This window comes from Marinobacter sp. LV10R510-11A (genome assembly GCF_900215155.1).
Lineage (GTDB): Bacteria > Pseudomonadota > Gammaproteobacteria > Pseudomonadales > Oleiphilaceae > Marinobacter.
This window is the reverse complement of record NZ_LT907980.1, coordinates 58,057-83,275: the sequence shown is the minus strand read 5'-3', so window position 1 is coordinate 83,275 and position 25,219 is coordinate 58,057. Positions and strand designations below refer to the sequence as shown.

General features: G+C 50.9%; 25 protein-coding genes. 3 read left to right on the top strand and 22 right to left on the bottom strand.

Features of this window, described 5'->3' with window-relative positions; all coding sequences use genetic code 11:
- Positions 1–6: 6 nt before the first annotated feature.
- Positions 7–267 (bottom strand): helix-turn-helix domain-containing protein, encoded by a 261-nt coding sequence (locus CPH80_RS00450; RefSeq protein ID WP_096275125.1) that lies wholly within the window; start codon positions 265–267, stop codon positions 7–9.
- 60 nt (positions 268–327) lie between these two features.
- On the opposite strand from CPH80_RS00450, the gene CPH80_RS00445 reads away from it, so the two are divergent.
- A complete protein-coding gene (locus CPH80_RS00445; protein WP_096275124.1) occupies positions 328–1,227 on the top strand; it encodes a tyrosine-type recombinase/integrase in 900 nt (299 codons plus the stop codon).
- Between the two features lie 265 nt (positions 1,228–1,492).
- Here CPH80_RS00445 and dsr1 read toward each other — a convergent pair whose 3' ends face one another.
- The 7 genes from dsr1 to CPH80_RS00405 form a co-directional block, all read right to left on the bottom strand.
- Entirely contained in the window at positions 1,493–5,317 is a 3,825-nt protein-coding gene (gene dsr1, locus CPH80_RS00440) for an anti-phage defense-associated sirtuin Dsr1 (protein WP_096275123.1), read from the bottom strand.
- 455 nt (positions 5,318–5,772) lie between these two features.
- A complete protein-coding gene (locus tag CPH80_RS00435; protein WP_096275122.1) occupies positions 5,773–7,272 on the bottom strand; it encodes a hypothetical protein in 1,500 nt (499 codons plus the stop codon).
- Positions 7,262–8,554, bottom strand: a complete 1,293-nt coding sequence (locus CPH80_RS00430) for a KGGVGR-motif variant AAA ATPase (protein WP_096275121.1) — start codon at positions 8,552–8,554, stop codon at positions 7,262–7,264. The genes CPH80_RS00435 and CPH80_RS00430 overlap by 11 nt, the downstream gene beginning before the upstream one ends.
- 32 nt (positions 8,555–8,586) lie before the next feature.
- Positions 8,587–8,958, bottom strand: a complete 372-nt coding sequence (locus CPH80_RS00425) for a hypothetical protein (protein ID WP_096275120.1) — start codon at positions 8,956–8,958, stop codon at positions 8,587–8,589.
- Positions 8,959–8,982: 24 nt separating this feature from the next.
- Positions 8,983–9,147, bottom strand: a complete 165-nt coding sequence (locus CPH80_RS00420) for a glycosyltransferase (RefSeq protein ID WP_197703582.1) — start codon at positions 9,145–9,147, stop codon at positions 8,983–8,985.
- 57 nt (positions 9,148–9,204) lie between these two features.
- On the bottom strand, positions 9,205–11,511 hold the full coding sequence (locus tag CPH80_RS00415; protein ID WP_096275119.1) for a hypothetical protein: 2,307 nt from the start codon (positions 11,509–11,511) through the stop codon (positions 9,205–9,207).
- Between the two features lie 491 nt (positions 11,512–12,002).
- Entirely contained in the window at positions 12,003–12,776 is a 774-nt protein-coding gene (locus tag CPH80_RS00405; RefSeq protein WP_096275117.1) for a toll/interleukin-1 receptor domain-containing protein, read from the bottom strand.
- 542 nt (positions 12,777–13,318) lie between these two features.
- Here CPH80_RS00405 and CPH80_RS00395 point away from each other — a divergent pair.
- Positions 13,319–14,218, top strand: a complete 900-nt coding sequence (locus CPH80_RS00395) for a tyrosine-type recombinase/integrase (RefSeq protein ID WP_096275115.1) — start codon at positions 13,319–13,321, stop codon at positions 14,216–14,218.
- A 109-nt stretch (positions 14,219–14,327) separates the two neighbouring features.
- Here the strand turns inward: CPH80_RS00395 and CPH80_RS00390 are convergent, their stop codons facing one another.
- The 4 genes from CPH80_RS00390 to CPH80_RS00375 all read right to left on the bottom strand — a co-directional run bounded on the left by CPH80_RS00390 (position 14,328) and on the right by CPH80_RS00375 (position 17,257).
- The gene (locus CPH80_RS00390; protein WP_096275114.1) at positions 14,328–14,762 is read right to left on the bottom strand and encodes a protein-export chaperone SecB; all 435 of its coding nucleotides are present in this window, start codon (positions 14,760–14,762) and stop codon (positions 14,328–14,330) included.
- An 8-nt stretch (positions 14,763–14,770) separates the two neighbouring features.
- Positions 14,771–15,232 carry a helix-turn-helix domain-containing protein gene (locus tag CPH80_RS00385; RefSeq protein WP_157746817.1) on the bottom strand — a complete coding sequence of 154 codons (462 nt, stop codon included), beginning with the start codon at positions 15,230–15,232 and terminating at the stop codon, positions 14,771–14,773.
- A gap of 7 nt (positions 15,233–15,239) precedes the next feature.
- Positions 15,240–15,920, bottom strand: a complete 681-nt coding sequence (locus CPH80_RS00380) for a hypothetical protein (protein ID WP_096275112.1) — start codon at positions 15,918–15,920, stop codon at positions 15,240–15,242.
- Between the two features lie 200 nt (positions 15,921–16,120).
- Positions 16,121–17,257 carry a hypothetical protein gene (locus CPH80_RS00375; protein ID WP_096275111.1) on the bottom strand — a complete coding sequence of 379 codons (1,137 nt, stop codon included), beginning with the start codon at positions 17,255–17,257 and terminating at the stop codon, positions 16,121–16,123.
- A gap of 733 nt (positions 17,258–17,990) precedes the next feature.
- Here CPH80_RS00375 and CPH80_RS00365 point away from each other — a divergent pair.
- A complete protein-coding gene (locus tag CPH80_RS00365; protein WP_096275109.1) occupies positions 17,991–18,890 on the top strand; it encodes a tyrosine-type recombinase/integrase in 900 nt (299 codons plus the stop codon).
- Between the two features lie 315 nt (positions 18,891–19,205).
- Here the strand turns inward: CPH80_RS00365 and CPH80_RS00360 are convergent, their stop codons facing one another.
- The 10 genes from CPH80_RS00360 to CPH80_RS00310 form a co-directional block, all read right to left on the bottom strand.
- Positions 19,206–19,646 (bottom strand): hypothetical protein, encoded by a 441-nt coding sequence (locus CPH80_RS00360; protein WP_096275108.1) that lies wholly within the window; start codon positions 19,644–19,646, stop codon positions 19,206–19,208.
- A gap of 277 nt (positions 19,647–19,923) precedes the next feature.
- Positions 19,924–20,265 carry a type II toxin-antitoxin system PemK/MazF family toxin gene (locus CPH80_RS00355; protein ID WP_007351632.1) on the bottom strand — a complete coding sequence of 114 codons (342 nt, stop codon included), beginning with the start codon at positions 20,263–20,265 and terminating at the stop codon, positions 19,924–19,926.
- Positions 20,256–20,462 (bottom strand): hypothetical protein, encoded by a 207-nt coding sequence (locus CPH80_RS00350; protein ID WP_007351631.1) that lies wholly within the window; start codon positions 20,460–20,462, stop codon positions 20,256–20,258. Before CPH80_RS00350 ends, CPH80_RS00355 begins: the two co-directional genes overlap by 10 nt.
- A gap of 248 nt (positions 20,463–20,710) precedes the next feature.
- On the bottom strand, positions 20,711–21,697 hold the full coding sequence (locus CPH80_RS00345) for an Rpn family recombination-promoting nuclease/putative transposase (RefSeq protein ID WP_096275107.1): 987 nt from the start codon (positions 21,695–21,697) through the stop codon (positions 20,711–20,713).
- Positions 21,698–21,932: 235 nt separating this feature from the next.
- Positions 21,933–22,250 carry an addiction module antidote protein gene (locus CPH80_RS00340; RefSeq protein WP_096275106.1) on the bottom strand — a complete coding sequence of 106 codons (318 nt, stop codon included), beginning with the start codon at positions 22,248–22,250 and terminating at the stop codon, positions 21,933–21,935.
- The gene (locus CPH80_RS00335) at positions 22,247–22,552 is read right to left on the bottom strand and encodes a type II toxin-antitoxin system RelE/ParE family toxin (protein WP_096275105.1); all 306 of its coding nucleotides are present in this window, start codon (positions 22,550–22,552) and stop codon (positions 22,247–22,249) included. The genes CPH80_RS00340 and CPH80_RS00335 overlap by 4 nt, the downstream gene beginning before the upstream one ends.
- A gap of 601 nt (positions 22,553–23,153) precedes the next feature.
- Positions 23,154–23,759, bottom strand: a complete 606-nt coding sequence (locus CPH80_RS00325) for a DUF6036 family nucleotidyltransferase (protein ID WP_018405029.1) — start codon at positions 23,757–23,759, stop codon at positions 23,154–23,156.
- A 172-nt stretch (positions 23,760–23,931) separates the two neighbouring features.
- Entirely contained in the window at positions 23,932–24,165 is a 234-nt protein-coding gene (locus CPH80_RS00320; protein ID WP_018405030.1) for a hypothetical protein, read from the bottom strand.
- 50 nt (positions 24,166–24,215) lie between these two features.
- Entirely contained in the window at positions 24,216–24,395 is a 180-nt protein-coding gene (locus tag CPH80_RS00315) for a hypothetical protein (protein WP_018405031.1), read from the bottom strand.
- 265 nt (positions 24,396–24,660) lie between these two features.
- Positions 24,661–25,113, bottom strand: coding sequence for a hypothetical protein (locus CPH80_RS00310; RefSeq protein ID WP_096281277.1), 453 nt, complete (start codon positions 25,111–25,113; stop codon positions 24,661–24,663).
- Positions 25,114–25,219 lie beyond the last annotated feature (106 nt).

Genomic DNA, 25,219 nt, shown 5'->3' with positions numbered 1-25,219 from the left:
ACAGGCCTAATCGTCGGTTTGGCGGGCCGGATGGTTCAGGTGGAGTGTGACACCAGGATTTACCAGGGGGTCGCCGGTGAATTCTATGCCTTCACTTTCCATTGTAACTTTAATCGAAAACAAAACTTTGGTGGTTGCGGCTGGAATACCGGACTGGAGTTCATACCGCTTAACTGTTGCAGCACCCACGCCACTACGCTTGGCGAGCTCCACAGCACTCCATCCAAGCATGGTTCTCGCAGCCTTGATTTGATCCACGGATATCATTATAGTATCTCTATAGATACTTTTAGTATCATATTGGGCTTTTCATTTTGGGAGACTACCATGATTGATCAAATTTTCGCGTCTTTTGACGGCGCCTTCTCAGACAATACAGTCAGAGCTTATCGGTCCGACTGGATGCATTACGAGTCCTGGTGCAATGCCAACGGCATGCAGACTATGCCTGCCACCGCCGAGAATCTAGCCACCTACATCAAGGATATGGCAACCACGCTTAAAAGCTCAACCATCCGTCGCCGAATCGATTCACTTTCGAGCATTTTCTCACTCTCCAAAAATCCCAATCCCACCCATGAGCCGGAAGTCTTGTTGGCTCTTAAACGCATGCATCGGCAGATCGGTCGCGCCCAGAAACAAGCTGAACCACTCACCAGGGATTACATGGACAAAATGAAAACTCACTGCAACAGCTCTGCCAGAGGCCTTCGAGACAAATTGATTCTACAACTGGGCTACGAAACCATGCGCCGGCGCGCAGAACTCTGCCGGCTCCGGCTGGAAGACGTCCGTAAGATGCCGAAAGGTAAGTATGCCCTGATGTTAAGATTTTCCAAAACCGATCAGTACGGCGAAGGCACCTGGATTCCCATTTCCGAAACGCTGTATCAACTGATCGAACGCTGGAAAAAACGCATCGGTCAAGAAGAAGGCTGTATTCTGCGCTCTGTTGGAAAGGATGGCACGGTGGGAGAGCGCCTCACTCCCGGCTCCATCATTCCGATTTTGGTCGACCTACAGCATCGCGCCAAGCTACGCGCCCTACCTAGATTCAGTGGTCACTCACTCCGAGTGGGAGCCGCTCTGGATCTGTTGGACAAAGGCGTACCGCTGGAAAAAATTATGCTCCGCGGTGGCTGGAGCACCAAAAGCACCACGCTCCGGTACCTCAGTGCCTGGTCCGGGATGAGCATCGATGTTTACGAGGATAACAGACAGAATTGAACTGCACTGTCCAGTCGCTTCAGCGCCCCTGTTGCTCGAAAAAGAAGGGGACAGATTTCAAATCTGTCCCCTCTCTCTCACCGGCGAATAACTGGTTAACGATCTCGGCAATCTCTAACGTAGACTCTTCATGACTTCTGCCAACTTCCAGCTTATGTATCGACAACTTTAAATCTCATTCAGGATTGTCATTGATTAACCGCTTCGTCAGAGGTTGAGGTTGCTCTCGCAAAGAACTCTTACTGCAAGACGTTGCTCACCGCAATCACAATCCGTGCCTCTCAAAATGCTCGTGGAGTCGCTGATACTGGGCATTGTATACAAGCTGTGGCGCAGCTTTCACAAGCTCTTCCAGGCATTGGCCCAACTCCCGGGACAGCCACTGTTGGTCGGCAATGACAGTGCTTAATAAAATCAGAGAATCGTCCGGAAATCGCGTGCACAACCCTGATTCTTGCAGCAAACTTATAAGGTAATCAGGGTACTCAATAGGTTGTAACCAATGTCGTACTGCAGCTAACGCAGCTGGAAATTCAGCCCGGGCAGCAATACTCAAACGAGCCAATAATTCAGCGATTAGCGGAGTGACAAGATCGCGAGACTTTGGCCAAATATGATGCCAAAACGGCTGAACACGATTTTCCCAGTACTCCTCGCACTGGTCGGCTGCCCCTTCAAGAGACTGAGACAAGGCCCGCGCGGATTCCTCCAACCCATCTTGAGGCAAAGCTGCAAACGCCGTTCGAAACTCCTCCAGGGTGTAGCCCTCGATTGGCCCTAACGCCGCATAAGTCAGGAACGCTGCGTATTGCTGGCCGTGTTCGCCTAAGTCAGCGTAGTGATTTGCACTTTCCAAGAATTGCGACTTTATTGCAATCAACAAGGGCTGATACAAACGTGGTGACCATAAGAAACCTTCCCACAGAGCTTTCGCTTCGCCCGGATTGTCCCAACTGAATAAGGGCAAAAGGTGCTTTTCAGTCCACGGTCGATCTACACGGAAGAGCGCGACCAATTGCGAGCCTAGCAGCACGCGGCCGTGACGAAATTGATTAAACTGCACATCGCAGATTTTCGTGAAAAAAGGCTCGATGTCCGCTGGAAGCAGATCGTTGTCGCTCGGACCGCGTTTGAACCAAAGGTTAATCAATGCCTGCGTAACATGCCCAACCGGATGGTTAATAGCCTCTGTAACGGGTTGCTCAATCGGCTCGCCATTGCGGGTCATTCCGGTGTCTACTTCAAGCGGCAGAGCCAGAATGCGGTGGCACAGATTCAGCAGAATATCCTCGTGCTGATTGATTGATTTCGAAGCAGCGTCGAGCCACCAGGTCACACCATGGGCAATTTCCTGGATAGTGGTATCCGGCATAGCCTGTATTAAAGGTGCAGCGTACCGCCAAGACCGTAACACCATGCCATCTTCACTCCAGACTTGAAGTGCTTCTCGCCATCGGTTGGCTGGCCATGTGCCATCCCGCGCAAGATCGCATAGCGCATACAGGCTGTGAAAGAAGCGGGCGCGGCAAACGTCGCGCCACGTGTCTTCGAAGAAGTGTCGGCGCTTTGGCGCTGGCTTCATCAGCCACTGAACGAGGTCATGGCGTTTTCGAGGTGCATCATCGACCTCTAAACTGTCCTCAAAGTCTGGGTCGCCGGTGCCACTCATCCAGTGAGAAAACTCGTCACTTTCGTTGATCGCCAACTGCCATTTCGGGTATGCGTGGCATAGCTCCGCTAACCGTGCCTGAGCAGTCACGCTCAGTGCGAGGCCAGAGGCGTTCAATTTGGCCAAACGTAGCCAGACTGAACGAGCCACCAGGTCAGGCCAACGATTTGGGCCTAAGTCGTCGCGGTACATTGCGCGCGGCGGGCCTGCAAGAATGACGGCTTCCAGACTGTCCTGAGTGGCGCCTAGTAATTGACCACCCTGAAGAACCAACAATCTTAATACCTCTCGCTTGGTATCAGTGGACCACAACCACCAGGCGCCATCGGCCAACAACCACTCCACCCAACGCTCGGGCGCGATGCTGGCTGTGCGACTGGCAGCAAATAGAGCGAGACGTTTAAAGGTGGGATACGGCACTTCAAACCAGGCTTGGGCAATTTGCATCGCCCGAATACTGTCAGTGCCAAGAATTGCTAGCCATGCATCACGCAGCAATTCAATCAAGATTACCCAATCGCGGAACCCCCGGTTCTGCCAATGCGGGGTAATGGACGATAGATCCCATTGTGACCGGTCGCTGCGGTCATCCGCCTCGCCCAACTCTCGCATCAAATCCAGCGCATCACGTAGCAGCTGCTGAAGATCCTCCAGCAACTGCGGCAAAGCAGGCGTCCAATGCTCGCCGGCCAGATCGCGTAACGCCGGACGCACATGGTCAGCGGCCAGTGTCAGCTCCCAATCCACTAATTGCCGCAATCGCGTGGGCTCACCTGCACAGTCGTCCTCATCATTCCAACGAAACGACTTTCTCAAAGCTATCTTGGGCGCAAGCAACTCGCGTAACTCCAAGCGCAGCGTAGTGCTAAGACCCTCCCGCTTCAACCGGCTTTTCCAGCGATAGAGACTAGAGTTATGCCGCGGTGTCTTTATCCGATCGCTAAGCAGGAGGCGCCACAGCGTGCGCATTAACTGGCCAGGAATGGCTCTTGGCGCTTGTACGCGAATTTCATTTAACTCGGTAGTTTTGCCGTCATGCTCCAGTGACGCAAAACGGTCCAGCTCCTGCTCGATCAACCATTGCAAGCGATCATGTAACTGACCGCCACGTTGCGCGATCCAGAGAACCAGCCTCACATCATCCAAGTGGCGCACTAGCCAGCGAGCCAGTTGCGTCATCACATCATCCCACTGACTAACAGTGGTGCCACCAAAGGCCAGCAGCATCGATGGTGCTCGATCATAAGGCGCTGGTCTGCGAATCAGACTGAAGCGTAATTTGGCGTCTAACCCCTCACGTGGAGGAACGTCAAACCGAGCCAAATCGCTGTGCTGAAAACGCTCCTCTGAAAAAGCCGCTAGCAACCAGTTCAACGATGGAGCGGGGTTAAAGTCGGCGAAGCGTTTTGCTGGTAATCCCGACTTGTCTGACAAGGCCCACAACATCCGGCCGACGAAATCGTCTTGGTGTGTGCTTGCCGAAGGCTCTGCCAAAGCGTGAGTAACAACGATTCGCTCTTTACCCAATGTGCCATCCCGGTAGGTGTTCGCCCAAACTTGCAAGGTTTGATGCAATGCCGAATGGCCAACACTGCCAACAGGCACCTGGTAAAGGATAGGCTTAACTCCCTTGGCTTCCCACTCGATTGTTTTGTAATGCTCTTGCCCAGGTGCGCAATCTCCCAATGCCCAAGCCTGCGGCGTAACTTCCCCCTGCATCCGGTCAGCCGCCAACGCATCCATCATATAGCGCAGCACCGGGTCATTAATGCTGTAGCCAACAAAACAAACCATATAGTTGCGGAACAACTCACTTACGAAGCGGGCTGCCCAGCGTTCAGTGAGGTAGGCCAAGCCAAAATCGCCACTTGTGAGTACCAGACGGTTTAGATCCGTGTCATCTGCCTTTTCAGGCAGCAGACCGTGCAGGTAAACCAACCCGTCCCAGCGGCTATTTTTTGGTATCGGCAACATAGGCGCGGCGTAAGTCTGGAAAGATTGGCCTGTACGCTTGGCCGCCGTATGAAATACACGGTCGAAGTTCGTTGTGACCAACCGCAGCGCGCCTTCTCGGCTGCGCGCCAGACTCAGCAGTGCCGCCTGCGTATCGGTAGCGCCCTTGCGGCGCAATTTGGGTTTGAGAGCCTCAGCCAACGCCCGGCGGACGGGCAGCCGCTGACCAGGCAGGCGGCGCTCTAACAGATCTAGCGTGGCGTCAAACTGTCCTCGCTCAAAACTCTCACACTCTGCATCCAAAAGCACAGCGCCAGTCCGCCGATAGATATCGTCTACCAACCCCTTGAAATCCGGCAGGCCGGCGGGATATGAAATACCCGAACCGCAGAAAAACACCACGCGGCTCTCTTCGTGAGCCTGCAAAAGCACATCGGGAATGTCGGGACCGCCGGTAATGAACTGCATTCCTTCTATTTCCTATTCGCTGTAGGCGAGCATGATTGATCGAAAAAAATTAAAAGAGCATCGGGTCTTAAGCTCTACCCGTGGCTATGAACGACGGCGACAGATTTCAAATCTGTCCCCTATTTTGAAACCCGCCCCTGCCCTACCAACACTTGATGAGCAATCTCAACCTGCTTTGAAGTAAATTGCCGTTTACGCTGGTTCCAGGCGTAGACTTTTGCCAGGACTTGCTCAGTCGTGGAAGCACTTTCGCGACTGATCACCCAGTACACGGTTGCCAATAACTCAAGCCCATACGCAGACTCAAATCCTTCGACCAAACGGGATACACGCTCAAAGCGCTTCTGAGCAATTTGGCAATAGTTTGATGCTGGGCGTTGAGGGCTCTGTGTAGTAACCGGTACTGCAGCAAGCTTTGATTCCTCAGCCAGTAAACAGCCCTGTTAGAACTGGGCTTAACGCGTCGCTTTTACGCCACCGCGCCGTTTAATGCCTGCCGCTACTCGGTAAAGATCTGGAATATTTACTCGGCCATCCGGCAAGTAACGCAAAACACCGATTTCTTCCAAGGTGTGCAACAAGCCCTGGTATTTTTGCTTTGGCGTTTGAGCACCTTCCAGGGCGTAGGGGGGCAAGTAAGGGCGTTCGTCGGTTGCATCGGTAGAGGGTGAGTCCAGTTGCGCCATCACATCCTGCGCTTTCCATAACTTAATCAATTCTGCCGGCCCAGCCGGTACCGTCAGGCCGTGCAGTGGGTTTAATGCGTCAGAAATCCAAGGGTAATCTTCCTTTAATTCTTGCAAGCGTATTTCAGACGCCTTAATCACCCCAGCTTTAATGCCATCATAATGCAACACTCGCTCACTAGCCTTATCTTCAGACACCTGTAGTGCACGCTTTACAGCTAACAAAAAACTACGGGGACTAACTTGCCCCTTTGCATCCGAAAGGTGGTTGGGTAGCCAAGAATAGGTTTTACCACGCCGCCTGTTGGCTCCCATGTACGGGCTGGACAACAGGTTTAAAAGTACTTCCTGCTCTGTTTCACTGGTTTTGAGCGACGGCGGCAGTGAATAAACGTCAACTGCGCCTTCCGTCTCAACAGCATCAAACGCGCAGCCCAGGGTGTCTTCGATTGTGGCGCGAATGACAACCCCAGATTCGCCGGGGCGATTAACCAGCCAGTGCCAAAGCAGTCCGTAAAGATCGACTTTACGCCACGCCAGCATCACCTGATTGTGCTGCAGCTTGGAGGCGTCCGGAAAAGCCCACAAGCTCTTGTCTTCCCACATGTCCGGACGCATAAACAGTTTAAGATGTAATGCTGAAAAACCTTGCATATCCAAACACACACGAAGCAACCCTTGAGTGAGTTCGCGAATGTTCGACCAACTGTTGCCCAAGCGGTCAAGCGCATCAAAAACAATCAAAAAACCTTGACGATTCTCTTGTAATGTTGAATTAATAGAGAACAGCCATTCTTCTTCTTGGTTCGGATTATTTTCTACAAATTCGACCCGCTCTTTCCAGTTATCCGCTGGCAGGCTTTGATTAATTACAGGCAACACTTGGTGCAAGACAACCGCGCGCCAGATGCTCTCAGCCGGACGTCCTTCATCTAGCAATTTTTCAAGTATTTGCCGGGACGGATAACGAAGATCGCCCCGCAAGCCTGCAAACCCTATAGACACCCGGTAATTGTCCAGGCGAAGTCGAGGCAATTGTTTGCTGATTAATGCGCACGTTTCTGGATGACTTAATGCCGCAGACCAAAAGCTCTTGCCGCTACCGCGATCCCCCACAACTAATAGTGCATCAGGGTTGAGAGCTTTTTCATGGCCGGTCACTACATAAATATCACTCAACTGAGGCGGATCAGAAACTTGTTGGGCGGCTATTTCGGGAATCGCGGTTATACCGTCTTTAACAGCGGCAAAGAATGCTTCACTGTTCATTTTTGACCATCTCCAATCGCTCATCCAAACCCTGGAAAAAGGCACCAAAAACCTGTTGAATTTGCGTGTTTTCTACCTTGCTTAAATCCCGGCAGGGATCAAAGGCTTCAAAGGTATCCGAACGGGGAATAATGAATGGGAAATGCGGCGCTGAATTGTCTTGCTCGTCAAACCCAAAACCTTCTCCCAACGTGTCATCGCTCTCTTCGTATAAGGTGTCAGACCAAAGTGCATAAGCATTCCCAACAAAAGAAGCAAGGGCGCGGGAACTTGAACGAGCGCTAACCATTTTTAACCGCTCCCGCCAATCTGTATACATAATGTCGCTTTGGGCAAGCTGTGACAAATGACTGAAAAGGTACCGATAGCCCTGCCAGGTTACTTCCAAATCCGTCGCGAAACACAATACCTCGGCATCAAGATGTAAGAGGCTGGCGGCAACGGTTTCATGCAACCCTGCCCGACTGTCGATTAGCACAACATCCGGTTCGTACATTTGCTCCAGAGCCGTCACCATTTGTCTCAAACGCTGGGCAAAATGCTGCTGGCCGTGTTCGCCCTGCTTGTCCAGGTACGCACGCGCCAGTTTGGCAATTACATTCTGGGGTGCCTGATCAGTGACCGAACCAAAAGCCGGAACGACCCAAAGCCCTGCCGGCACAATCGGACTTTGCTTCGCCATATCAGGGACCAGAGCCGCCACTTGGTTGCCGACCATATCTTCTACCAACCAGTCAGCCACGCCATATCGAGGCTTGCCGGTACGTTCCAGCAATTGAGCACCTAGGCCAGGGGCTTCAAGATCCATATCAATAACCAGCAACGATTTGCCTTGCTGACAAAGATGCTGTGCCCAAAGCGCCAGCGCAGTGCTCCGACCTACGCCGCCTTTCAAACTAAAAAACACAAAGCGCGGTGGATGGGCAGGCACCTCATGCTCCGGCTGGAGAACCCAGTCTTCTCCCATGGCGCGGCGCTCAATCAGGTAAACCGGGAAATCATCAACGAATTGAATGACAAAAGATTCAATAAGCAGGGCGTCGCCGGTCAGCGTGTCGGATATCCGGATTGCTGGAGAACCCGAGCCCGCATAGTGACCCAGATCATCACTCAGGTTCTGGCTTAACGCTTCAATCTCGTCAACATTCGCAGCATCTGGCATAACAACAAAAAGCCGACCCTGCATATCGCGAATAAAGCGTAGAGTATCCGGCGCAATCTCATGGAACATTGCACGTACACAGCGAACAGCAATACTCAGGCTTTGATCAAAAGTAACCATACCAAACTCCCCCTTCCGCCCACTGGCACTGTTCACACAACGCCCAAGCAACGGAGCGCTCTATTCGCTGAATGCTTAAATTCTTTACATTGCTGCTGACTGAAATATCGATTATCCCAGTAGCGATTGCCAATTTGCCAGCCTGACATGAAATCGGGTGACGAGATAACATTCAGCAAATGAGATCCCCGGCGTCCATTGACCAACCGTTTGGCATCGTCAACCAGCTCAGGTATATGCTTGTATGGCACTTTTTGCTGGCCGGGCTGCTGGGTGATGAATGCTTTGATGGAGCACTCAGCCGACAACCCATAAAGATGGCTCGCGGTTGCGTAACGCTGTTGGTCATACAGGTAATCAGCGTCTCTATGTAATCGTTTCCCGGCGTGTGCGTAGTCATCCATATCCCATTCCAGAATCATTCTTAATTATACGATCGGCCCCCTATAGAAGGCTAACAGCTTCTGTTCTTCAATACGCCAGTTGTACTTCTCTTGAACGACATTCTGGCCGTTACGATTCATTTTCTCCGCTTCTTTGGGGTGCGTCACCAAATAATCGACGGCGTTGCTGGCTTCGAAGGCTTCAATCATGCGAGGAAATTTCTACGGCGTAACTTGTGCAAGAGCAAAGCCGAGAGGGGGCAAATTTTAAATCTGTCTCCTGGAATCTTTAACAGCCCCCAAGAACATCTCATCCACTTCTGCCCTCACCCTCAAAAGCCGCCTTTCAAGATCTCCTTGTTCATCGGGCGTTTCCGGGTAGTGATAGTAGCTTGCAGGCGGTTCGTCGAATGCCTCGTCGCCACAGTCATCTTCAAAGACTTTACCGTAAATATCGTGGATACAAGGCTTTACATCCAACTCCAAAGCATCTTCTATGCGGTAAAGGTCGCCTAATATGCCTTCCAGATGATCGGGGTCCTCTGTTCTGTCTATTTCACTTTCACAAGCATCCAGAATGTTATCTTCTAGCAAGGCCCATTGCGGTTTCAGCGCTTTCCCGGCGTCGCTGTTCAACTGGTAAAATTTGGCAAGCGCGGCGGCGTCTTCGCTGTTGTTCAGGTTGTGCATGGCCAGTTGCCAAAGCGTTGGTTGCTGGTCGCGGGCCAGGTAGCGCGTTATATCCAATAGCTCGGCCATGCCGCCTTGCTTGTAAAGCTCAGGCCAATCCTGTGTGGCTGGTAACTGACCCTTGAGCTTTTCCACCAGTACGCGTGCCTGCTGGGTGTCGTCCACCACTAACCGCCACAGTTCCGTCAGCTTGCCACCGAAGGTGTCCGGATGGTTGTACCACTCTAAAGAATCGCCCTGCCGGGTTTGCAGTAGATGGCTGCCAGGTTCCGTCAGCAATTCGAGTAATTTGTCGACCAATGCATCCCGTTGTTTTGGCTTGAGCGCAACGGGGCTGCTGGAGCCTTCTGCTATTTTGAAATTCTTCAGGCCCCAATCAAAGTGCTCCAGGCTGTGAATTAACGCGTCTATTAGCGGGTTATTGTTGTTAATACCGCCCTGTAGAAAATCCACAAGGCTTGGGTTGGCCGGGCTTACCCAAATGTCGTTCAGGTACTGAGCCGTGGTTATAAATGCAGGTTCGAGTTCTATCAGCGCTTGATCAAACCCATTAAGAGGTGCCATTCGCCCTTGTATTTGCGGGTATAGGGTGTTGAATGCCCGTTTTAACTCGGTGCCGTTGGCGTAATTGCAGGCAAGGGCGCAAAGGTACAGGAGCGTTTGCGCCTCCGGGCTTTGGCGGTTGAAGACCTGTTGCCAGAGTTGTGTTTGGCCTTCAATGCCCTGATCTATTGTGAATTTTAACTGTGCTGCTGGCACTGAGGTCAGTTTTTCACAAAACATCTCAATAAGCCGCGGCGAGAAGTCGGTTGCCTTGATCAGTGGCCAATAGAGTTCTTCTTTAACCAGCGTTGTTATTTGCGCCTCTGTAAAGCCCGCCGCATCAACCAGGCGGTACACCAGCTCTGCGCGCAATTTTGCACTGGTGTGTTCCAGCTGAACAGCCTGCCCGCACAGCTGGGCGATGGCGGAATTACCGCCTCCAAGCTGGGTGAGCGCCTGCTCTAATATGTAATTGCGTGTGGTGAACAGACACTTTAATTGGCCGTTTGCCTGTTTGGCTCTAAACAACAGTGCTTGCCAATCACGCTCGAACGCCAGAATACCGTCATTGTGAAGGAAGGTGGCGCCTAAAAAGTCATCCAACACCAGAATTTGGCTGGCCTGCGGGCGGATCAGTTGCAGTGCCTGGTCAAAATTACGGTCATTTATCCAAATAAGTTCGGCGCTGGGTGTTTGAATCTGCAGCTGAAGGGCAATTTGCCCCGCGGTGGTGCTTTTGCCCATGCCTGGGTTGCCCACAATCAGGCAGCAGTGGTGAATGGCCAGTTGCTCAATGATGGTTGGCTGCGCCTTGGGCGCTACGTAGATTTTTGCGTCGGCTAGCAACCGCTCGTGCACCATGTCGTAACGGACGTAATGGGCCGGGTTCAGGTAGTGAGTCAGCTGCTCAATGTTATGCAGCCATAAGCTGTAATTTTTGCGGTAAATCGCCGGGTGCTGGGCGAGTAAAGCGTCTAGCTCATCCGCGCCGTAAATATCGGCGGTGGCACGAATAAATGGCTGCATGGTTTGCAAAATGGTGTCTTTGTTGCCGGGTGTGAGTGAACAAGCGGTCACCAGAAAGTACCGCTTGGGAGGCACCTTCAACACCCACATTTTCTGCCGCTCTTTTGGCAGTGCGCGCAGCAGAGCGGCTACGTTCTTGTAGCGTTTTGCCTGGCCTACCCAAACATCCCCTTCTGCGGTTACGTGCTTACAATCAATACCGCCATCTGGCCCTTCACCGTAACGCTCGAAGTCAACCGAATGCACCGCCGAGAGTATGTCAGCTGCGAGGGTTTCGAAGCCTGAGGGTGAGAGGAACAAGTAGTTATGGGGCATTGGTGAACCATTTTTAAAAATTTTCAAAAAATAGCTTTACAACAAGTCTGAAAACTCCAAAAAATAGACAATAACCAATATCAAAATATAAAATGGCCAAACAGAAAACGAGGTAGCTGTTTTAAAAATGCAACTAAATCTCCGAGAGCTCATTTTAACCTCAAAAATATTGACACTCGGGCAAGTATTTCCACAATGGAGTGCTTGCACGAACTCGTTATACGAACTCCGAAAACCCTTCTCCAGACTCAAATAATACACGTCGAGCACAAAAAAAAGAATAACAGGTACCGTCGAAGCAAGTAACGTATCTTGCTTCCCTCTTTCCAGAAGCAGAACCAACATAGCGGATACGACGGTTACACACCATGTTTTCACCGCGCTGCTATTGTTGGCCATTCGGGCGATGATGGATTGATATATCTGTAAATGAACTTGTACGGCAGTGCTGTTCAAATTATATCGTTCGGGATCAAGCATAGCCACCACCTTCAACCAATCAAGCTGTAAAGCTCATCTAATGAGTGTTTGTTTATTGGTTTACCGCCTGAAAGCCATTTATTCAGTATATCTGACCTGAGAAGCTTTAAATGTCTGACCGGTGCAGGATGGTATACTTCAAGATTCATAGCCTCGTCAAAAACCTCAGTTGAAGCTTCTGACTTCACAACGCCCCGTCTATCCGAATAACGAGGTGGCGGGGTTCTTCTGATCATAGAACTGATCATTAGCTCCGAGTGTACCCATGGGGAAAAAGTTTTTTGCTTGTCAACCAACTCCGTCATTTCGCTGGCACTGGCAACCAATGAATTCTCAGAATCTATGAACAGAAAGGCTTCAGCCCGGTCGATCATATTATGAAGCGCCGTGTTCAAAACCATATACACATGCGCTGTTGATTGGTTGCGCTTTTCATAATGGTAAGTGTTCGTCATAGATTGCCAGCAGTATTGATCATCAACCTCACGCAGAAAATCGTACACCGACGCCCAAACTTCTGAATCGATGAAAACACTTAACCCCAACTCCTGCATTGCAGCAGCCAATCGTAAGGCGTCATCCCTATCGTCAAACGAGTGTGAAAGGAACACATCTGGAGTTCCGATCGGAAAAAGCTTATCGGCAACTTTCTTTGCATCAATTGGCTCGCCGGACACTATCATCTCCTTGACAGACTGGAGATCCACTTGGTTTCGTCGTTCCTTGGCTGGTCGATTCTGGGCGTCGAGTTTAAAGCCTGATGTCAGCCTAAATCCTTTGTACATTTCTTACTCCTCGTGAAGCCACCCCAGTTAGTCCGGTAGCGAAGGTACTTACTTTTTGAAAACTGGAGAAATTTTTTTCGATCACTGACAAACTTCAGCTTACCGCCTGGCATGCCGCCGAGTCGCCACCAACACATGCCAAATCAGCGTTTTACTGCAGAACTACATGCACGGATTCGGCGTCATTCATCAGTTTTTGATGAGCAAAATGTAGAGACAGGCCTAATCGTCGGTTTGGTGGGCCGGATGGTTCAGGTGGAGTATGACGCCAGGGCTTACCAGGGGGTCGCCGATGAATTCTATGCCGGCTGACTCCATCGCTCGTTGCAGTGAATGCATCGTTTGAGAATTACCCGAAGGAATGCCTTTCTGAAGTTCATATCTCCGAACTGTCGCCACTCCAACGCCACTGTGTTTAGCAAGCTCAATCGCATTCCAACCAAGCAACGCACGCCCTGCTCGCATTTGACAAGATGATATCATTGTGTATAATTATGATATTATTTATATCATTCCGGTTAGTTAAAGGAGCAGAGAATACCATGATCGACGAACTTCTCGCCTCATTCGATGGCGCCTTCTCAGACAATACAGTCAGAGCTTATCGGTCCGACTGGATGCATTACGAATCCTGGTGCAATGCCAACAGCATGCAGATTATGCCTGCCACCGCCGAGAATCTCGCCACCTACATCAAGGATATGGCAACCACGCTCAAAAGCTCAACCATCCGGCGCCGAATAGACTCGCTTTCAAGCATTTTCTCATTATCCAAAAACCACAATCCCACCCATGAGCCGGAAGTCTTGTTGGCTCTTAAACGCATGCATCGGCAGATCGGTCGCGCCCAGAAACAAGCTGAACCACTCACCAGGGATTACATGGACAAAATGAAAACTCGCTGCAACAGCTCTGCCAGAGGCCTTCGAGACAAGTTGATTCTACAACTGGGCTACGAAACCATGCGCCGGCGCGCAGAACTCTGCCGGCTCAGGCTGGAAGACGTCCGTAAGATGCCGAAAGGTAAGTATGCCCTGATGTTAAGATTTTCCAAAACCGATCAGTACGGCGAAGGCACCTGGATCCCGATTTCCGAAACGCTGTATCAGCTGATCGAACGCTGGAAAAAACGCATCGGTGAAGAAGAAGGCTATATTCTGCGCTCTGTCGGAAAGGATGGCACGGTGGGAGAGCACCTCACTCCCGGCTCCATCATTCCGATTTTGGTCGACCTGCAGCATCGCGCCAGGCTACGCGCCCTACCACGATTCAGCGGCCACTCACTTCGGGTTGGAGCCGCCCTGGATTTGTTGGACAAAGGTGTGCCGCTGGAAAAAATCATGCTCCGCGGTGGCTGGAGTACCAAAAGCACCACGCTGCGGTACCTCAGTGCCTGGTCAGGGGCGAGCATCGATGTTTACGAAGAGAACAAACAAGCTTGAACTGTTCTGTAAGGTAATTGCAACGCCCCTGTTGCTCAAAAAGATGGGGACAGATTTTAAATCTGTCCCCATTTCAATCAATACATTTAACGGTAGTAGCAAACTTATATCATAAATCGAGGTGCTGAAAGTTCAGCGCGGGCAATAGCATTGGTCCGTACATGTGACGCCCGCTCAGTGTCATCAGTTGCTCTCTGGCGGCGGAATACAGTACTGAAGCGCCATTGATTACGACAGTTTTTTTGCAATCTTCGACGCTGCCACTGTCTTTAAGACCAAACACACCTTCAATAATCACCTCAAAGCTGTACGGAAAATGGTCATCTTCCGGCTTATAAGCCATCTCCAGCCGCAACAGATATGGCCCGCAATCTCCGGCATCATCGTCACTGAACAGGCTTACTTCCGGCTCTAGGTGAACACCCTCAAAATCTGGATAAGGGCTTTCGTTTTTAGCCAAATTGGCGGGATTCAAACCTTCTCTGGCGTGAAGGGCCAGAGTCACAAAATGATAGTGCTGCAATTGAAGTGGCGAACGGTTCATCAATGCTCCTAAGCCACCAGCTTCATTCGGGCTTCTTCGCGAGTGTAATTACGAGTTGCAAGCGCACTTTGGGATACTTTGCGATGTAGCTCGGTGGACGCATGCAACAGCTGCCGGGATTTGTACAAATTATTCACAGCCTCCTGCTGCATCGCCTGGTGCTTCTCAGGATCTACAACTTCAGACTGCTGATGAGCCTTTCTAAGTATTACGTCAAATTCTAGCCCTATAGCTCGGCAAACCTGGAAAATGGTTTTCAACGTAAGATTTGAGCTACCGGTGAGCACTTTGGATACACGACTTCTTTTCCAGTTGAGCTGTTCGGCCAGGGCTGCACTGGACAACCCTGCCTCTTGGACGGCTGAGGCCAATACGATGGCAACATCCTGAGCTTTGGCTTCAAAAATAACGTTTTCATCTTCCCAAATCGAATTGCACAGATCCGCAAACTCTTTATCGATGGTACTCACGTTCAGATCACCTCCGTGGTGCTGCTGAAGAGCCAGGGCTTAATGCTTCGAGTTGAAGCTGCCCCTCGTTTTCAGCACTTATATACCGTTTTACTTCCTTCTCAAGCGCTAATTCTTCAGCCTGCGAGAGTTTATCTTTGCGTTTTGCCAACACACTTGCCAGAAAAATCAGTTTTCCTTGGCCATAATAAAACGGTAATCGTATGTCTCCGTGGCGTATTCGCCAGATCACTCTATCCTTTCCTTGGTATTTGAACTTGTGCAGTTCGTGGCATTGTTTTTTGTCGTAATGAGCCGTAATAGGTTGGCCCATGGCCGCGATCTGAATTAGCTTTTTCAAGGCAAGAATTGCTGCCTTTTTATCTTCGATACTCGATAACCCGGCAATTTTCGAGAACAATACGCAGCCACTGTAATCGGCATGCTCGCACGGCGCGAACACCTGCCAACTTCCCTTAAGCTGCTTAGGTTCTGGCTGTGCTTGATAACCAATGGATTTGAATGTAATCCGCTTCAGTGGTAGTGGCATGTTAACTTTTAAGTGAACCTCATTCAACAAGCTGTTGATTAATCTTCCGTGAAAAAAGGGGTACGCGCTTTTGCACAACTCCACCCGGCTGCGGTGGCGCTCAGTAGTCGGCTTCTGAAAGTCCTGTCGATTGCTTATGAAACCAGGGACAGATTTCAAATCTGGCCCCCTACATTAGCGCCAAACCGGGGACAGATTTCAAATCCGTCCCCTATCTTGATGTCGCCGGCGTTTAACACCTAGCCCACGGTTTCACTGGCTTTGATCAGCGGCGTTAAGTCCAGCGCTAAGAAGCACACTCGCCGCGGTATTCTTCTGCCTGCTCTGAGGCGTTTAGTGAAAAGGTTGCGTCTAGAAAATTAGTCAGCATTTACTTTGTTGAGAATAGACACATCAATATTGCCGTTTTTCAGTGTTTCCCGCCCACTTATCGCCACACGATTTTCATGCACAAAAGCATCCATTACTTCGTCAAAAATTTCTGAAGAAAAAGCACAAACATGATCCCTATTATCCGATGTTTGCCGAAGCGTGAACGACAAATTATCTCGATCCATCTGAGACACAAGGCCCTCAGGGGTCGTTGTTTTTTCTTCCTTGTTTCTCACCGACTGAAGCGCTCTTTTAACGTGTTTCGATGTATCACGATCGAGTCGGAAACTTTTATCGGCTTGGCCCAGTATGGTTCCACCTACCTCGAACTCTGTCACCGTGCCGGAAAGCGGAGGCACCAGTTTTTCCAAAGCTTCCAGCAGCTCGATATCGAGTGTTTCAAGTGTGCTGTCACCGTCCTTTATTCCAGTAGACCTGATAATTGCATCGGCCAACGTATTGCCAATTAGAAACATTTCGGCATCGTCTTCATCTTGAAGCAGTCTTTCCTGCTGCGTATTGGGCAAGCTGAACGCCACTTCAAAACTGTTGTAGGCAAAATGCTGCACAGGCAAGTCATACAGCCGCCTCCTGGAGTTACTAGCACGGCCTTGCTTGCTAGGTTCTTTAAATACATGGGCGGCCGTTTTCCTTAAAGCGGTGCTGGCACCCTCAACCACCTGCCTGATCACGCTGGCAGGTACGGTTCCAGCTGACAAACCCTCACCAATAGCCCGCAAACGAAAAGCAGGTTGAAGATGGGCCCGAAGCATTCGCCCCTTCTGTGGCAGTATAGACTCTGGTAATTCCGCAAGTGTCGTTCGCCAAGCATTTTTTGGACAAAAAGAATGGCTAGTTTCAAGTACCCATAAAAGCGGCTGATCGAGTGCGGCCCTAACGGTAAGCGAACCGCTTTCAAGCTTAGCCAGCATACGATCGTCTGTCGGCACAACAACAAAGCGCATGCTGCTTTCATTTTCGTCCACCAACATGAAAAGCGCGGTGCACACTCGCGTTTGAGCTGAGAATAGACGAGGCCCGTCAACATCAATCAAAATACTTTGAATCTCAAACCCGTCAAAATCGCTGGAGCTGCAGGCCAGACCTTTTATGTTCCAGTCCATTGTTAACACTCACTGCTTAACGTGAAGGTAGCGGCGCGCTCTACACCTTCGAATGGCTACCAAGTTAAGTGCGATGGCCGCGTTTTGGTTGGTGTAGCTTTGATCTTACCGTGATCCGCGTTCAGCTCTCCACAAAAAACCAGTTTGCCCAGTTTTGGAAAAAGCGTTGTTATGTGCCTTACTTCAGGCGAGTTGCGGAACACTGACAAACCGTGGCGTATGCACTGATTGCCTGTCGACAACTGTAAAACTAAAACAGCCAACCCGCATCACCCCAACCTTAGGGACAGATTTCAAATTTGTCCCTTTACGTTACAGCCAAACCACAGCCATATCAGCGTTTTGCTGCAGAACTACATGCACGGATTCGGCGTCATTCATCAGTTTTTGATGAGCAAAATGTAGGGACAGGACTAATCGTCGGTTTGGTGGGGCGGATGGTTCAGGTGGAGTGTGACGCCCGGGGTTACGAGGGGGTCGCCAGTGAATTCTATACCGGCTGACTCCATCGCTCGTTGCAGTGAATGCATCGTTTGAGAATTACCCGAAGGAATGCCTTTCTGAAGCTCATATCTCCGAACTGTCGCCACTCCAACGCCACTGTGTTTAGCAAGCTCAATTGCATTCCAACCAAGCAACGCACGCCCTGCTCGCATTTGACAAGATGATATCATTGTGTACAATTATGATATTATTTATATCATTCCGGTTAGTTAAAGGAGCAGAGAATACCATGATCGACGAACTTCTCGCCTCATTCGATGGCGCCTTCTCAGACAATACAGTCAGAGCCTACCGATCCGACTGGATGCATTACGAATCCTGGTGCAATGCCAACGGCATGCAGATTATGCCTGCCACCGCCGAGAATCTCGCCACTTACATCAAGGATATGGCAACCACGCTCAAAAGCTCAACCATCCGACGCCGAATAGACTCGCTTTCGAGCATTTTCTCATTATCCAAAAACCCCAATCCCACCCATGAGCCGGAGGTTCTGCTGGCCCTTAGGCGCATGCACCGGCAGATCGGTCGCGCCCAGAAACAAGCTGAACCACTCACCAGGGAGCACATGGACAAAATGAAAACTCGCTGCAACAGCTCTGCCAGAGGCCTTCGAGACAAATTGATTCTACAACTGGGCTACGAAACCATGCGCCGGCGCGCAGAACTCTGCCGGCTCCGGCTGGAAGACGTCCGTAAGATGCCGAAAGGTAAGTATGCCCTGATGTTAAGATTTTCCAAAACCGATCAGTACGGCGAAGGCACCTGGATCCCGATTTCCGAAACGCTGTATCAGCTGATCGAACGCTGGAAAAAACGCATCGGTGAAGAAGAAGGCTATATTCTGCGCTCTGTCGGAAAGGATGGCACGGTGGGAGAGCACCTCACGCCCGGCTCCATCATTCCGATTTTGGTCGACCTGCAGCATCGCGCCAGGCTACGCGCCCTACCACGATTCAGCGGCCACTCACTTCGGGTTGGAGCCGCCCTGGATTTGTTGGACAAAGGCGTGCCGTTGGAAAAAATCATGCTCCGCGGTGGCTGGAGTACCAAAAGCACCACGCTGCGGTACCTCAGTGCCTGGTCAGGGGCGAGCATCGATGTTTACGAAGAGAACAAACAAGCTTGAACTGCTCTGTAAGGTAATTGCAACGCCCCTGTTGCTCAAAAAGATGGGGACAGATTTTAAATCTGTCCCCATTTCAATCAATATATCCAACAGCGGTTCATCGTAAGCAATGGGATGGACTCCTCCTCACCTAACCGGCATCTGTGTGCCAAAATGGTGAGTGAGGAGGAGTCCATCCCATTGCTTACCATGAAAATCAGAAAAAACGAGCATGCGTCAGGATACGTTGATGCGTCGTGGTTACCTCTACATAGATACAGCAAGGGCAGCCAATAGGCTGCCCTTGTCATGTTTGTAATTCACACTGAATTTCGGTCAGTGCTTGACCTCTGACCTTAACCGACTAACTTCATCAACCGTCAAACCAGCAATCTCTGCAATCATCTGATCATCCATTTCGGTGCGGTGGATCAGGTTATGGGCGATTTGTTCAGCCTTCATGTGCTCACCTTCTTGACGACCTTCTTGACGCCCTGCCAACATGCCTTCAAGCCGTTCTTTCTTAAATAAATTCTCTAAGTTCTCTGCCAACATATCTCTGTCCTCCACCAAACTGTTGAGCTGATCCAGGTGTACTTCAGCTCCAAGTCGCTGCAAATGGCGCTTGAGCCAGCGGGTAATGATTCTGTCGGTACGATCCTTATTTGGGTCCGACTGTACGATCGCCACAACCCGATCCACCGCCTGCTGCAAAGCCTTCCAGCTGTGGCCCGCATTCTCGACACTGAACACGCCACTCAACGGTGTCTGGCGCAAGCCTAATTCCTCATCAGTATAACGCCCCTCGTCAATCAGGTAATAGCGAAGGTGTGGTTGGCTGCTGCAGATCTAAACTGGGGACGGATTTCAAATCCGTCCCCTACTTTGCACCATCTCGTAAATGTCCTGGTGGGCTGACCGGCGGAGAGTAAGTGCCTGTCCACGACAATATTTACGACAATATTTCCACGACTAATGATGAATATTGCACAGGAGGGCTTTGCGGGTTGCTGTGGAGGGCACTGGTAGATGAGATTGGTCATGGGCTGCCTGTTTATGAGCAGCACCCGAAAAAATGGCAAAAATCTTCGTGCAGCCGCTGAAACCGCGCATCCGACAACTGACCATACTTTTTTACAATGACCTGCCGCGAAATAACAAACGTTTTACGAACCATGATCTTCGAACGCTTTGGCAAAGCTCCCAGCGCCATATCGGATGGCTCCAGAATAAATTCATCATCATGCAGCCGCAAAGTCTGACTGCTAACCGGTATGCCAACAAAGTCATCAAACGGCAGGTTATCTTTAAACACAATCACTGGCCGACGTTTGCTAGTCTGGAAGTCCGAAAAATAGAACTCACACAGCAACACCTCCCCTGGGGTCAGGTCCATACATCGTCCTCGGCCTCGTCTTGCCATTCCTCGATAGCGTTCGCTGAATGCCGGGAAAACGCCATTACCTCGGCATTCGCCTTTGACTCCCCGACCATCACAACCACTCGGGCATGGATATTTCTGAGACGAGCGTACTCCGGGGGAATTTTAACGACGCCATTCTGAATGTCAGCTTCAAACTCGATTGCGTACATACAAACCTCTTCTTGCCATGAGCAACAAAAAAATATGATAGCACGTAGAGGCTGATGGCCCCGTAGAATGTGCGGATAAACACAGTGTAGTTCTTCGACTACAAGGGCACGATGCAAAAATAAATACGGGTTTCTGACCAATATGAGTGCCTGTCCGCCATGCGTTTGACGTAAAGAACGCCGAGAAAGGAGGGGATGCCTGTCCATGCGCGGCGCGATGCGCGCGTCGTCTGACTATGGCAGAGTTATCAGTGTTTCTGCTCTTTACGAAGTACCTTGACCTCATCATCGGACAAGCCAGAAGCTGTCGCAATTTGAGCATCGGTCAGCAGACCCATCGCAATCAGGTTACGGGCAATTTGCTCAGCCTTCATGTGCTCACCTTCTTGACGCCCTTCTTGACGACCTTCTTGACGACCTTCTTGACGCCCTGCCAGCATGCCTTCAAGCCGTTCTTTCTTAACCAAGTTCTCCAAATTCTCTGCCAACATATCTCTGTCCTCCACCAAACTGTTGAGCTGATCCAGGTGTACTTCAGCCCCGAGTCGCTGCAAATGGCGCTTGAGCCAGCGGGTAATGATTCTGTCGGTACGATCCTTATTTGGGTCCGACTGTATGATCGCCACAACCCGATCCACCGCCTGCTGCAAAGCCTCCCAGCTGTGGCCGGCATTCTCGACGCCAAAGACCCCACTCAACGGTGTCTGGCGCAAGCCCAACTCTTCATCAGTATAACGTCCTTCATCCACCAGGTAATACCGCAAGTGTGGTTGATAGACACGCAAGAAAGCAGGAGGTTCCGGCTGCACCATCTCGTAAACATCCTGCTCTGCGGTCCAGCGCTGCGAACCATTGTAAAGCACGATAGGGAATACTGGCGGCAACCCACCTTTTGGTGTTGTCACCTTGTTCTTCAGCAGGTGGTCGTAAAAACAGGCCACATAGTGCATCAACCGGATTGGCATAGTGCGATCAACCCGGGATTGAAACTCCAGCAGAATATACAAATACACCTGCTGAGGCACGCCTTCCCAAGTGATCTCAACAGACCACACGACGTCTTCGAACTTCTCCTCGAACAGCGGCGTAATATAATTACCACTATGGTTCTTGAGCGTATTGAAATCCATTAGGCCGGCAATTTCAGAGGGAGCAAACCCCTCAACTAACTGTTGTACAAATTCCGGGTGGCTGAACAATTCCTTGTAACCGGTGTCGTGGTGATTCGTTGCCATGCGTCCTCCTGACTCAGCAAGCTTTATTGTACCACGCTCAGGATTTTCAGCAGGTAGGACTGGATGTTCTCGGGGACAGATTTCAAATCTGTCCCCGCTTTTTCAACCGTGATTAGACGCCATACGTTTGTTACGTTTGTGCGAGCGGGCCACGGCTTTTGAGGCGACTATCGCAAAGAACGCCGAAGAGTGGCCTAGCGGCGTACCCGGACGACCCTTTTTTGCTGAACCGGTCTCACGCCTGGGAATTTTGCACCACTACAGGTTCTTGGTGTGGGCGAGTCGTCAAGTCCACGCCCAACGCCCGCGTTACCGCAAGCATGGTTTTCAGCGTAGGGTTGCCCTGCCCACTGAATGAGCGGTATAGCTGTTCACGGGAAAGGCCGGTTTCACGTGCCAGCTCTGCCATACCCTTGGCGCGTGCCACTACCCCCATCGCCTTAGCGATGTAGCCAGAATCACCGGTTTCCAGTGCATCAGCAAGAAATATCGCAATGGCATCCTTGCTGTCTAGCGCCGCCGCCGGATCGTAGTCATAAATATTGTCGCTCATAACCCCTCCCATTCAACTGCTAAGCGTTGCGCCGTGTCGATATCACTTTGCTGGGTGCTTTTATCCCCGCCACAAAGCAAAATAACCACCTCATTACCGCGCTGCTTGAAGTAAACACGATACCCAGGGCCATGGTGGATGCGCAGTTCGCTGACGCCCTGCCCCACCGACTTTACATCCCCTGCAAGGTTATTGGCGAGCCGAAAGATGCGGTAAGAAATCAGTGCCTTGGCACGCGATTCACGGATTTTACGCTCCAATTTTCGGTAGGTATCAGTCTGTTTAATATCGAGCGTAAGCACAGTGTAGTTCTTAGATTACAAAGGCTCAATCCAAGGAAAAATGCGGGTTTCTGACCAATACGAGTGCCTGTCAGCGACGTTTTATCCCAGCTATGGCCGGCGCTCTCAAATACCAAACACGCCGCTCAAGGGGGCTACTGTTGAACTCTTCGCCAGCGCATTAAGCGCTGAGCCCATGCCTCTTCCCGGTCGAATCCGCATACGTCCTTGTTTGAATGGGCAGAAGGGCTTTTCTAAGAGCACTGGTTTGGTCGTTAATCTGCCACCGTTTACTGGGCGAATAACGCCCTTGCCCTAGGGGACCACCGCCACCCAGTAACAATCGGTGAAAATACAGCGTCAATTCCTGCAAATGCCGTGCACCCTCACGCGGACAGACTGGATACTGGCTCAGTAACTCCAAAACACAGAGTAGCCGCTGGAATCCCTCTCGGGAGAGACGGGGACGCAGCAGTTCCAAGTCTGTTTTGGTGGGGAAATAGCCTTGATACCAAACTACGTCAGCCAGTTCTTTGATGTCCTCCAGCCTGGCGTCCAGCGGAAGCGAACCCACTTGACGGAGCAGTTCTCGTGTATTCAACATGGCCATCCCCCCAATTGCTCACTGATAATCTTTCAGCGATGATTCCAAGTTACCCAATACTGGCATTTTATTGCCGACATAATAACCAATGGCCTCACGAGCCAGTCGCTCGAATTCATTAACATTCACGAACGGCAACCTGAGTAAGGACTGTATATCTTTCTGATCCCGGTCTCCGAAGCGACCTAGTTTGGATATGGCCACATCAACTGGACTGGCTACGTAAACCTCGACATTCGGAATATCACTTTGCGTCGTTAAACGAATCACACGATCTTCATAGTCTTCATGCAGCGGGCCTAGTGTCGTATTAAAGCTGAGGTCCAGCTCCAACATTTGGGACACACCTTCCTCATCAAAAAAAACGTATGCATCGTCGCCTAATAGTCCAATAATCTCAGATCGGTCAGCACGGCCGTGAGAAGCAACCTCTGCATCCACGTCAGCACTCCCTCTGGACTGAGTATGAATATGCACCGCACAGCCCCCGAAAACGATCACCTGAAAAACTCCCATCGTCCCATCTGCATAAACGGGCTCCAGTACACTAAAGAATTCTACAAGAGCTTTGCCAAGCGCCGTTCCAGGCTCAATCACGGGGTAACCTCTCGGTTCTAGCAGCATAAACCACTCTCTTCAGACATTTTGTTGAGTTTACCACACGGTCGATCTGCTAGAGAGCCGTCTGAGCCAGACCGTCAGCCTGTAACCAGAAAAGCAAAAAAGAGTCCCTTCGCACTCCTGCCCCACGCCGCCCTGAAAGCGAGCGTGAGGTGGACTGAATGTTTAGGTGAGCTTACAGCTGTAAACACCGGTCTAAAAGCGCTGCTATTTGCCGAATATCCACACAGTCAGATTTTTCCTCAGATCGTTTGCGGCGGGCCAGTAATTTGGCCAGGTGTAACAGTTGGGCATCGGTGACATCACCTTCAACACGATAGGTGCCGGAGGTTTCCCCGGCGATGAGTTTGGGATGAAGCTGAGCGGGGTGATTTTGTTCGGCAATAGGCGGCTTCAACAGTGCATTCATGGTGTGTCTCCAAATAAAGTGGTGGTGTCCGTCGGTGAACAAGCCTGGCGTTACGTCACCAGGTCCGCGCCTTTTAACTCGGCAAAGCGTTCCGTGAGCTTCCACAGCGCACGGTTCAGGCGCACATCTTCGGTCACGCTGTTGATGGCGCGGGTACGGGTGGCGCGTCCGCTGGTGGAGCGCCCGCGTAAGCCGCCTTTGAACAGGTTTTCCTGGGTGCGGCCAAACACCTGCCACAGGGTGCTGCCGGCGTCCTCGGTGCGCCGGGCTTCCAGAATGTCATCGGGCTTTATAAGGCAACAAACGGAGTGAGTGCCTGTCCATGTATTCTTACGTCGTGCCGCTGGCTCGCTTGATAAATACTACCAGCTAAGTGTCACACTGGATCCTGGAACGCCCCTTGTGGCAGCCTGAGAGCCGTTCCATTCATATAGATACAACAAGGGCAGCCAATAGGCTGCCCTTGTCATGTTTGTAATTCACATTGAATTTCGGTCAGTGCTTGACCTCTGACCTTAACCGACTAACTTCATCAACCGTCAAACCAGCAATCTCTGCAATCATCTGATCATCCATTTCGGTGCGGTTGATCAGGTTATGGGCGATTTGTTCAGCCTTCATGTGCTCACCTTCTTGGCGACCTTCTTGACGACCTTCTTGACGCCCTGCCAGCATGCCTTCAAGCCGTTCTTTCTTAACCAAGTTCTCCAGATTCTCTGCCAACATATCTCTGTCCTCCACCAAACTGTTGAGCTGATCTAGGTGTACTTCAGCCCCGAGTCGCTGCAAATGGCGCTTGAGCCAGCGGGTAATGATTCTGTCGGCACGATCCTTATTTGGGTCCGACTGTATGATCGCCACAACCCGATCCACTGCCTGCTGCAAAGCCTCCCAGCTGTGGCCCGCATTCTCGACGCCAAAGACCCCACTCAACGGTGTCAAGCGCATCGAACGGGGCAAACCCTTCGTCAACTGCTGAACAAACTCCGGGTGGCTGAACAATTCCTTGTTGCCGGTTTCAAGAGCCGGCTGGGGACAGACTTAAAGTCTGTCC